Source organism: Mycobacterium sp. E2989, from assembly GCF_001667595.1.
Lineage (GTDB): Bacteria > Actinomycetota > Actinomycetes > Mycobacteriales > Mycobacteriaceae > Mycobacterium.
This window is the reverse complement of the sequence record NZ_LZJX01000045.1, coordinates 70,175-80,539: the sequence shown is the minus strand read 5'-3', so window position 1 is coordinate 80,539 and position 10,365 is coordinate 70,175. Positions and strand designations below refer to the sequence as shown.

The following is a 10,365-nucleotide window of genomic DNA, read 5'->3' as shown; positions in this document are numbered from 1 at the left end:
TGTCTCCACCACCGAGCCCGCTGTGCAGCTCTACACGTCCAACTTCATCGAGGGGGCGTTCACGGGCACCAGCGGGCTCGGTGGTGGAGACAGTCAGCGTGCGCCCCGTTCGCGGGTCCTCGGCCCTGGCCGCTTGCACCAGCCCGGCGTTGTCGCCGCGGTTGATCACCCAGTTGTGGTCGTAACCGTGGGCCAGCAGCAGCTGCGGGTCATTGGCGGTGATACGCGCGCCGATCGCGGTCGGTGCTGTGAAATCGAACGGTGTGCCCTGCACCGGGGCGAGCTGCCCGGTCGGAATCTGGGTGGGGTCGGTCGGCGTGTAGTAGTCGGCATCGATGGTGACCTTGTGGTCGTAGATGTCGAGGGCGTCCTCACCCGCCAGGTTGAAGTAGCTGTGATTGGTCAGGTTGATCACGGTCGGCGCATCGGTGGTCGCGTGGTAGTCGATGCGCAGTTCGTTTTTCCGGTTCAGGGTGTAGGTGACGGTTGTCGTCAGCGTCCCGGGATAGCCCATTTCGCCTGCGCGACTTACATATTGGAGCTTTAGGCGCACGCTGTCGCCATCCTGCTGCTGGCCGGCCTGCCACACCTTGGTGTCGAAGCCCGCGGTGCCGCCATGCAGGCTGTTGCCGTTGTTGTTGACCGGCAGGTGATACTCGTTGCCGTTCAACGAAAATGCCCCCTTGGCGATCCGGTTGCCGTAGCGGCCGATGATCGCGCCGAAGTAGGTCTTGGCGGATCCGGTGTTGTTCAGGTAGCCGTCCAGGGTCGGAAAGCCCAGCACCACATTCCCGACATGTCCGGTGCGGTCGGGGACCTCGATCGACTGAATGATGCCGCCGTAGGTCAGGATTCGCACGCGCATGCCGTGCCCGTTGGTGAGCGTGTAGCGGGTCACCGGGGTTCCATCCACCTCGCCGAACGGCTCGCCGGCGATCGACGGCGGATCCGCGGGCGCCGTGGTCGTGTTGCCACATGCCGCCAAGCCCGCGACGCCGGCTACGACGATAAGCAGAAGCAGTCGTTTGCCGTCCACGGCGCTCCTTGCACTCGTATCCAACCAGCCTGTGCACCAGCAAAAAGGGCCGCATCTCTGCGGCCCTTTGGTGGAGCTGCCGGGAATCGAACCCGGGTCCTACGGCATTCCCTCAAGACTTCTCCGTGCGCAGTTCGCTATGCCTCTACTCGGATCTCCTGGTCACGCGAACCAGCCAGGATGACGATCCCAGTCGCTGTTGGTGTCCCGATGAGTCCCGCGACCGAACTCATCGGTGGATCCCTCTAGCTGACGCCAGGCTCCGGGTCGAGGGCTTTCCCGGTCTGACGGACTAGCTGTCGCTTAGGCAGCGAGAGCGTAGTCGCGCTGATGTGAATCGGCGCTTAATTGGTTGCAACGACGCTTACGGTGGTCTCTTGCCTGCACCGGCACGCTTCCCTTGATTCGATGCGCGAAGTCGAAACCGTTCAGCCCCTCGCATCCCCGCCGACTTTCGGCAGGACAATCCATGGTACGCCGCTATCAACGCGCGGCAACGACGTTGTCTTCCGCCCCGGCGCTGCGATCAGATCACGAAATTGAGGTGCTCGACGACCTGGGCGGCGACGTCCTCGTTACCGCCCAGCTCAACGCCCTGCGCGCGGGTGGGGCACATCGGCCGCCCGCCGGCGAGCCTGGTGAACTGCAGCCCGTCCAGCCGGATCGTCACCGTCGGCTCCTGACCACCGAAGTCGTCGACCACTTGGGCCCGCCCGTCGACGGCGACGCGGATGCTGCGCGACAGCGGCCCGGTCAGATCGAACAAGACGCGGGAACCCTCGGGCGCTTTGGCGCGCTTGCCGACCACATAGCCCATCGTGGCTTCGATCTCGTCGAGGGAGAGCTCCGCCGCGGGCCCGACCAGCTGATCGTCGGACGGCGGCCAGCGCAGCGCCTCGCGGATGTCCTGTTCGTGCATCCAGCAGTCGAACACCCGGACGCGCATGAACCGCCCGTAACTCTCCGGGCCGACCGGCGTCAACGTCGCCGCGTCCCAGTCCTGCGCGGACATCTCCGTCAGCGCCTTGCGCCGCTCGTCGGTGATGTCCTTGAACCGCTTGATGACGTCCGCGCCGGCTTCGGCGCTGAGGTAGCGGACCCAGCACTCGTTCATCACGCCGATGTCGTTGCGGACATGGTCGAGGGTCGAGACGTCGATGTCCGGCTGGGGCGCGGGGACGCCGGCGAGGAAGGATTCGGTGCCGATCATGTGCGCTACCAGCGCCTTGACGTCCCAGCCCGGCAGCGGGCTGGCCGCCTGCCATTCGGCTTCCGGCAACCCGCCCAGCAGCGCGGCGATGTCGTCCCACACCGCGAACAGTCCGGCGAGTACCTCGGACTTGTCGAGCTTGGTGACGGGGCGATCGGCCATGGTCGGATAGTAGGCCGATCATTTCCCGATGGTCAGTCCGATCCGAATAATGACCAGGGCGCTGATTGCGAGCATTGCGCCGACGGCGATCATCGCCGGGGGGCCGGGGTACACGGTGACCCACGCACCGACCGGGATCGCGACAACGGCGTGGACGAGGCGGGCCGCCGAGAAATGCTGCTTGCGCAATACCGAAAGCAGCACGCCGCGCGGGATCGAGCGATGCAACCACCACAGCGCCGCGATCAGGGCGGCGGTGATCAGCCCCACCGCCAGTCGCGCCACGGCGGTCGGGCGCCCGTCGCCGTAAGCCCCGACGGTGATGGCCAGCACAACACCCACGAGACCGGCACCGATCGTCATGCCCGTGAGCACCTTTCGCAGCACCACCCCGATGTTTCTGCGAGCAAGGTCCCCAATCGACGGGTCTTGTCTCGCGGCGCCGAGGAAGCCCTGCAGGGCGCGACCCAACTTGTTGCCCTGCAAGCGGTGGACGGCTAGATCATTGAGGGCGGTGGCGTTGGCCGGGTCCAGCTGTAACGCCGCGCGGTACGACTCCGCCGCTTCCGCCCGCCGGCCCATGTCATGCAGGATCGAGCCGCGCCTGATGTGCGCGTCGACGTATTGCGGATCCAGCCGCAGTGCCTGGTCGATGACGTCCAGCGCCGAGCGCAGCTGCCATGTCTTCTGCAGCATCAACGCGTAGAGTCGCAGTGGCTCAGGCAAATTGGGGTGAGTCGTGACCGTCCGCCAGGCCATCCACAACGCGTCATGATGGCGGCCGAGCCGGAAGAGCGACAACGCGTAAACCCGCATGGCGAATTCGTCCTCGGGCGTCCGGGACAAGGCGGCGTGGGCGCTGCGCGCCGCCTGCCACTCGTTGCCCAGCGCGAGTTCGGCGCGAGCGTAGTTGGCCAGCAAAACGGGGTCGTCGGGGTGGCTAGCCAACGACCGGCTCACCACTTCCCGCGCGCTTTCGTATTTGCCGGCGTCCATATACGCATCGGCGAGGGCGACAACCTCGTCGATGCGGCCGAGGCCAGGCTCCGAGGTCACCGCTGATTACCGAAACTTCTTGCGCCGCAGATACTTTGCCAGGTCGTCGTAAGTGCCGTCATTGTTGGCGAATTCGACGACGTTGCGCGCGGTGTCGAACCAGGGCCCGGTGCTGGGCCGAATCTGCGCGAGGGCGTTGTCGATGTCGGCCATCAGCACCGGGCGCACCTGCCCGCTGCGCATTGAATCCGCCATCGCCATCTGCGTGGCGATCTCGCAGACGTAGGCCAGATCGGCGCCCGAGAAGCTATCGGTTCGGTTGGCGATCGTCTTGAGGTCGATACCGGAGATCGGCCGGTCCTGCAGGTGCGAACGCACGATCCCGGCCCTGGCCTCGGTGTCGGGCAGGCCGACGAAAATCATCCGGTCGAATCGACCCGGCCTGCGCAATGCCGGATCCACGTCCCACGGCGCGTTGGTGGCGCCCAGGACGTACACGCCGTCGTTGACCGAGCCGGCGGAATCCATCTCCTCGAGCAGGGTGTTGACGACGGGCCGCATGCCGGAGCTGCCACTCAATGCCGAGCGCCGATGACCCAACGCGTCCACCTCGTCGAAGAACAGCACGCAGGGCGCGTTGCGCCGGGCGGTGTCGAACACGGCACGGATGCTGCGCTCGGAGTCGCCGAACCAGTGGTGGAGAACGTCGGCAATCCCCACGTGGTAGAAGTTCGCCCCCAACTCGCCCGAGACGGCTTTGGCGATGAATGTTTTACCGCAGCCCGGTGGGCCGTACAGCAACAGCCCGCCGCGCGCGGTCACTTTGTACGCCTTCATCAGCTCGGGATTCTTAATCGGGCCGAGCAGCGAAAGGTCCAGCTGCCGTTTGACGTCCTCCATGCCGGCGACGTCGTCCAGCCGGACGCGGACGCGCTGCACGACGTCGAAGTCGTCCTCGTTGACGGCGTCCGGGGGACGCTCGACGAACGCCGGCTCGATGATGTCGGCGACTTCCCGCTCGGCGCTCGACCAGTCAAACGCCTCTTTGGCGGCCGGCGGCTCTGCCGCAGGCGCCGACGCCCCCGAGCTCGCCGCGAGGGCCGCGCTGCACCGCTGCAACAGGCTGAGGGCCTGGGCGTTGCCCGGGTCCTGCGTCAAGGCCGTGCTGCAATGCGTCAGCGCCTCGGCGTGTCGCCCTTTGTCCGCCAGTAGTCCGGCCAAATGCAATCGCAGCTCGATCACGTCGGGACTGCGTTCCACCGCCCCAGACAACTCCCGGATGACCGGGTCCTCGGTATCGGAAGCCCCCACCGTGTTCTCCCCGCGTAGAAGTGCCGGTTGGGCCAATCTTAAGCAGGCTTACCGCCTCAGCTGGCGGCGATCATGGCCACCGAGCCCATGGCCATCACCATGCCGAACCCCTGCCAGCGGGTCAGCCGCTCACGCAACACGATCATGGCCAGCACCACGGTGGCCGCCGGGTAGAGCGAGATCAGGATGCTGGCCAGCGAGAGCAACCACGTGTGCAGCGCCAGCAGCATGGTCACGTTGGCGCAGATGTCCAGCAGTGCGACGGCCCAGGCCAGCTTCATCGGCTTGCCGCGCGGGGCGCGCAGGTTGTCGCTGGCCGCCGCCATCACGAAGATCACCACGGTCGCCGAGAGCCGCGCGAAGACCAGCGGCCACAGCTTGCACGCGTGCGGCGCCTGGTGCAGAAACACCAGGTTCAGCCCCATCGCCGAGCCGGCGAGCAGCGTGAGCCACGCCACCTTGGGGGTGAATCGATACGGCGTGACCCCTTGGGCGGTCGCCTCGCGGCTCACCAGCATGACGGCAACGAGCGCCAACACGACGCCCACCGACGCCCCTGGACCCGGCCGCTCCCCCAGCGCCACCCCGACCGCCACCGGCACGGCGGCGTTGAGGACGGCCGCCAACGGTGACACCACCGAGATGGGCCCGGCGCCCAGCGCCGCGAAGAAGGCCCACATGCCAACCGCCATCCCGACGCCGTAGAGGGCGCCCCAGAAGATGGCGCCGCGCGAAATCGGCCCGCCCACGGCGAGGGCCATCGCCGCCAACAAGAACGTCTCGATCGGATAGACCACCAGCATCACGCGCAGCGCCGCTACCCGCCGAGCTGCCACACCGCCCACGAAGTCGCTGACACCGTACGTAACGGCGGACAGCTGGGCGTAAGCCGCCCCGATCAGTTCATGCCCTTGGCTCGGCGGCCCAATTCACGCACCACTTCGCGCTGGGCATCGCGGCGGGCCATGTCCTGTCGTTTGTCGTGCGCTCGCTTGCCGCGCGCTAACGCGAGCTCGACCTTGACCTTCCCCTCGGAGAAATACAGAGACATCGGCACGAGGGCGAGGTTACCATCTCGTATCTTTCCCACCAGACGGTCGATTTGTTGCCTATGTAACAACAACTTTCGACTGCGACGTGGCTCATGGTTGGTCCAGCTACCGTGCTGATACTCCGGAATGTACAAGTTGCGCAACCACACTTCGCCGTCGTCGACGGTTGCGAAGGCGTCGGCCAGTGACGCATTGCCCTCGCGCAGACTCTTCACCTCGGTGCCCTGTAACGCCACCCCGGCCTCGAACTCTTCGAGAATCGAATAGTTGTGCCGCGCTTTGCGATTGGTGGCCACGATTCGTTTGCTGCCGCGCTTGTCGCCCGCCCCCTTGGCACGGCCGGGATCTTTCGCCATAGCTACCGCCGGATGTAGAGGCGCAGCGTGGCGTAGGAGGTCAGGCCGGCGATCGACACGCCGAGCAGGAACAGCCACGGCGAGATGTAGAGGATGTCGGCGTAGTCGACCTTGGCGATCAAGTGCGCTTGGTAGAACTGGCTCAGCGCGTTGTCCAGGAACCAGGCCCGCACCAGAATCAGGCCGACGATCGCGATGACGACGCCGATGGTAGCGGCCAGCATGGCCTCCACCAGGAAGGGCAGCTGGGTGTACCAGCGGCTGGCGCCGACCAACCGCATGATCTGGATCTCCGTGCGCCGGGTGTGGGCGGCGACCTGGACCATGTTGGCAATCAGCAGGATTGCGCCGACGGCCTGCACCAGCGCGACGGCGAACGCGGCGTTACGCAGTCCGTCCAGCACGGCGAATAGCCGGTCGATCAAATCCTTTTCGTTGAGGATGCTGCGCACGCCGGGCTGGCCCTGCATCGCGGCGTCGAATTCCGCGTGCTGTTCGGGGTTGTTCAGCTTGACGATGAACGACGCGGGAAACGATTCTTTGCCCGCGACGTCTTTGAACTCCGGAAACTTCTTGATCGCGTCGTTGTACGCGTCCTGCCGGTTGACGAAGCGCACCGATTTGACGTCCTGGCGCGCATCTATCTTGTCCCGCAGCGCTTTACACGGACCCGACGCGCAGGTCGCGTCGTTGGCCGAGATGTCGTCGGTGAGGAACACCTGCGTCTCGACGCGATCGAGATAGATCTCGCGCGAGTTGTCGGCCAACCGGACCACCAGCAGGCCACCGCCGAACAGGCCGATGGAGATCGCCGTGGTCAGGATCATCGCGGCCGTCATCGTGACGTTGCGACGAAGGCCGGTCAGGACCTCGTTGAACAGGAAGCCAAAGCGCACTTAGCGGTCCATCCCATAGATGCCGCGTTGCTCGTCACGAACCAGCCGCCCCAAGGACAGCTCCACGACGCGCTGCCGCATCGAGTCGACGATGTGGTGATCGTGCGTCGCCATCAGCACCGTCGTCCCCGTGCGGTTGATCCGCTCCAACAAATCCATGATGTCCTTACTGGTGTCTGGGTCGAGATTGCCAGTCGGCTCGTCGGCCAAGAGAACCAGGGGCCGGTTCACGTAGGCGCGGGCGATCGCCACGCGTTGCTGCTCGCCGCCGGACAACTCGTGCGGCAGCCGGTTGGCCTTGCCGGACAGGCCGACGGTTTCCAGCACCTCGGGCACCACCCGGTTGATCGCGTCGGTCCGCCTGCCGATCACCTCCAGCGCGAACGCGACGTTCTCGTACACGGTCTTCTGCTGCAACAGCCGGAAGTCCTGAAAGACGGTCCCGATCACCTGGCGCAGCTTCGGGACGTGCCGCCCGCGCAGCTTGTTGACGTGAAACTTCGACACCCGGATGTCGCCGGAGGTCGGGTTCTCCTCGCCGAGCAGCAGCCGCATGAACGTCGACTTACCGGAGCCCGACGGGCCGATCAGGAAGACGAATTCACCCTTGTCGATTTTGACGCTGACGTCCTCCAACGCCGGACGCGCCGACGCTTTGTACTTCTTGCTGACATGGTCGAGGGTGATCATCACGGCACGCCAGTGTAGCCGTGATTTTCGCTGGCAAGCCAAGTCAACTGGCTGGCAGCGGCGAACTGGGCGCCGGTCCGGGCCCCGGCTGCGGGAGCGGGGGCGGCGGCGTGGGCGGGCTTGTGCTGGGCGGACAGAACGGTGCCGGCAGCAGGCAGGGCAGCTGCGGGAGCTGCAACGGCGGCGTCGTCGTGGTCGTCGTCACCGGCGGTGGCGGGGGCGCGGGCGGCGGCGTGCTCGTCGGGGTCGGCGTGTGCGTGGTGGCCGGCGGCTCCTGCACGCGGCTGCGGGGCACCCACGTGTAGTTGGGGTCGGGCACGAAGCCCGGCGGCACCACTTGCTGCGCCGGCGGCTTGGGCGCCGCTTCGGGGCGGTACGTGTCGTAGACCCACCACACCGCGAAAAAGGCGATGATCAGCACCAGGGTGGACGTGCGGACCCGCCCGCCGAACATGTACTTCGGCCAGCGATGTTCGGTGTCTTCGCTGCGTTTCTCGAAAAGGCTCAGGGTCAATTTCAACGTTTCTGCACCGCACCTTGGACGTCGTCGCCGGCTACCTCCTCGGCAGCCTGGGCGACCGGCACGGACGGGTCCTCGACCAGGCCCACGGTCGCGTCCGCGGCCGTCACGATGCCGACGCGGGCCAGTGCCCGGATGACCAGGACGCGCAGCTGCCGCCCGGCCTCGAACTGCTTGCCGGGCAGCGTGCGGGCCACCAGGCGAAGGGTGACGGTGTCGACCTCGATGCTCTCCACGCCCATCACGGTGGGCGCATCCAGCAGCAACTCGCCTAGCCCGGGGTTGTCCATCGCGCGGTCGCACTCCTGGTGCAAGACCTCGTTGACCCGGTTCAGGTCTGCGCTGGTGGACACCGGGATGTCGACCACCGCGCGGGCCCAGTCCTTGGACAGGTTGACCACCTTGACGATCTGCCCGTTCGGAATGGTCAACACCTCGCCGTCCGGTGAGCGCAGTCGCGTCACCCGCAACGTCACGTTCTCGACCGTGCCGCTGGCCTCCGTCGAGGAGACGACGGTGAGGGTGACCAGGTCACCGAAGCCGTACTGGCGCTCGGCGAGGATGAAGAAGCCCGAGAGCAGGTCCCGCACCAGCTGCTGCGCGCCGAAACCCAGGGCGGCGCCGACCACGGTGGCCGGGGCGACCAGTCCCCCGACCGAAAACTGCAGCACGCTGGCGATCTGCATCATCACCCAGATGCCGATGAGGACCACCGACACCCAGGAGATCACCGAGGCCATCGCCTGACGGTGCTTGGTGGCTTCCGAGCGCACCAGCGCGTCGCTCTCGGCGAAGCCCAGGTTGAGTTGACGGGTCACCTGCTGAGCCACCCAGTTGACGAACCGGGCCGCCAGCACCGCGACGATCAGCACCATGACGATCCGCAGACCGCGCGTGATGATCCATTGACCGATTTCGCCGCGCCAAAATTCGTGCCAGCCCAGCGACTTTATCGAGGCGGTCGAGGCTTGAAGAGTTGTGTTAGTCGTCATCTTTTCGGTTGCGCCACCGGATTCCCGCTTCCAGGAACCCGTCGATGTCCCCGTCCAGGACGGCCGCCGGGTTGCCGACCTCGTACTCGGTCCGCAGGTCCTTGACCATCTGGTACGGGTGCAGGACGTAGGAGCGCATCTGGTTGCCCCACGAACTGCCGCCTTCGCCTTTCAACGCGTCCAGCTCCGCGCGTTCTTCGGAACGCTTGCGCTCCAACAACTTTGCCTGAAGCACGCGCATCGCCGAGATCTTGTTCTGCAGTTGCGATTTTTCGTTCTGGCAAGTCACGACGATACCCGTTGGGATGTGGGTTAAACGAACCGCCGAGTCGGTGGTGTTCACCGACTGCCCGCCCGGGCCGCTGGAACGGTAAACGTCAACGCGCACATCGCCTTCCGGTATGTCGATGTGATCGGTGGTCTCCACCACAGGAAGAACCTCGACTTCGGCGAACGACGTCTGACGTCGGCTCTGGTTGTCGAACGGGCTGATCCGCACCAGCCGATGGGTGCCCTGCTCGACCGACAACGTGCCGTACGCGAACGGGGCGTGCACCGCGAACGTCGCGCTCTTGATGCCCGCCTCTTCGGCGTAGGAGGTGTCGAACACCTCGACGGGATACTTGTGTTGCTCGGCCCACCGCATGTACATGCGCATCAGCATCTCGGCCCAGTCGGCGGCGTCCACCCCGCCGGCGCCGGAGCGGATGGTGACCAACGCCTCGCGCTCGTCGTACTCACCCGAGAGCAGCGTGCGCACCTCGGTGGCCTCTATATCCGCGCGCAGCGCCTTCAGCTCGGCGTCCGCCTCGGCCAGCGCTTCACCCCTGCTGGCAGCATCTTCGCCCTCCTCCGCCGCCAGCTCGTAGAGCACCGGGAGGTCGTCGAGCCGCTGCCGCAGCTCTTCGATGCGGCGCAGCTCCCCCTGCGCGTGGGACAACTGGCTGGTCACCCGCTGCGCGTTGCTCTGGTCATCCCACAACTTGGGATCCGACGCCTCGTGTTCGAGCTTCTCGATCCGGCTGCGCAAACCGTCCACATCGAGCACCCGCTCCACCGTGGTCAGGGTGGAGTCAAGGGCGGCGATATCGGCTTGACGGTCGGGTTCCACAGCGGACCACGTTACCGGGACCCACCGGGGACC

Annotated in this window: 11 protein-coding genes and 1 other RNA gene; all 12 read right to left on the bottom strand. The window is 66.1% G+C overall.

Going from position 1 to position 10,365, the window contains the following annotated elements:
- On the bottom strand, positions 1-1,036 hold a 1,036-nt coding region (locus A5680_RS09365), incomplete at its 3' end, for an aldose epimerase family protein (RefSeq protein ID WP_082970321.1).
- Positions 1,037-1,104: 68 nt separating this feature from the next.
- Positions 1,105-1,472: a transfer-messenger RNA gene (gene ssrA, locus A5680_RS09360) on the bottom strand.
- Between the two features lie 90 nt (positions 1,473-1,562).
- Positions 1,563-2,408: a maleylpyruvate isomerase family mycothiol-dependent enzyme gene (locus tag A5680_RS09355; RefSeq protein WP_067818552.1), complete on the bottom strand. Its 846-nt coding sequence runs from the start codon at positions 2,406-2,408 to the stop codon at positions 1,563-1,565.
- Positions 2,409-2,426: 18 nt separating this feature from the next.
- Entirely contained in the window at positions 2,427-3,464 is a 1,038-nt protein-coding gene (locus tag A5680_RS09350; RefSeq protein ID WP_231977599.1) for a tetratricopeptide repeat protein, read from the bottom strand.
- Positions 3,465-3,470: 6 nt separating this feature from the next.
- Positions 3,471-4,715 carry a 26S protease regulatory subunit gene (locus tag A5680_RS09345; RefSeq protein ID WP_067818547.1) on the bottom strand — a complete coding sequence of 415 codons (1,245 nt, stop codon included), beginning with the start codon at positions 4,713-4,715 and terminating at the stop codon, positions 3,471-3,473.
- Positions 4,716-4,771: 56 nt separating this feature from the next.
- On the bottom strand, positions 4,772-5,617 hold the full coding sequence (locus A5680_RS09340) for an EamA family transporter (RefSeq protein ID WP_156669607.1): 846 nt from the start codon (positions 5,615-5,617) through the stop codon (positions 4,772-4,774).
- Positions 5,614-6,123 (bottom strand): SsrA-binding protein SmpB, encoded by a 510-nt coding sequence (gene smpB, locus A5680_RS09335; RefSeq protein WP_067818541.1) that lies wholly within the window; start codon positions 6,121-6,123, stop codon positions 5,614-5,616. Before smpB ends, A5680_RS09340 begins: the two co-directional genes overlap by 4 nt.
- Positions 6,124-6,125: 2 nt before the next feature.
- A complete protein-coding gene (ftsX, locus tag A5680_RS09330) occupies positions 6,126-7,019 on the bottom strand; it encodes a permease-like cell division protein FtsX (protein WP_067818538.1) in 894 nt (297 codons plus the stop codon).
- Positions 7,020-7,709 carry a cell division ATP-binding protein FtsE gene (gene ftsE, locus A5680_RS09325; protein ID WP_055403053.1) on the bottom strand — a complete coding sequence of 230 codons (690 nt, stop codon included), beginning with the start codon at positions 7,707-7,709 and terminating at the stop codon, positions 7,020-7,022.
- A 43-nt stretch (positions 7,710-7,752) separates the two neighbouring features.
- Positions 7,753-8,229, bottom strand: a complete 477-nt coding sequence (locus A5680_RS09320; RefSeq protein WP_067818535.1) for a hypothetical protein — start codon at positions 8,227-8,229, stop codon at positions 7,753-7,755.
- Positions 8,226-9,221, bottom strand: coding sequence for a mechanosensitive ion channel family protein (locus A5680_RS09315; protein WP_067818532.1), 996 nt, complete (start codon positions 9,219-9,221; stop codon positions 8,226-8,228). The genes A5680_RS09320 and A5680_RS09315 overlap by 4 nt, the downstream gene beginning before the upstream one ends.
- Positions 9,211-10,332: a peptide chain release factor 2 gene (gene prfB, locus A5680_RS09310; protein ID WP_055403035.1), complete on the bottom strand. Its 1,122-nt coding sequence runs from the start codon at positions 10,330-10,332 to the stop codon at positions 9,211-9,213. Before prfB ends, A5680_RS09315 begins: the two co-directional genes overlap by 11 nt.
- Between the last annotated feature and the right edge of the window lie 33 nt (positions 10,333-10,365).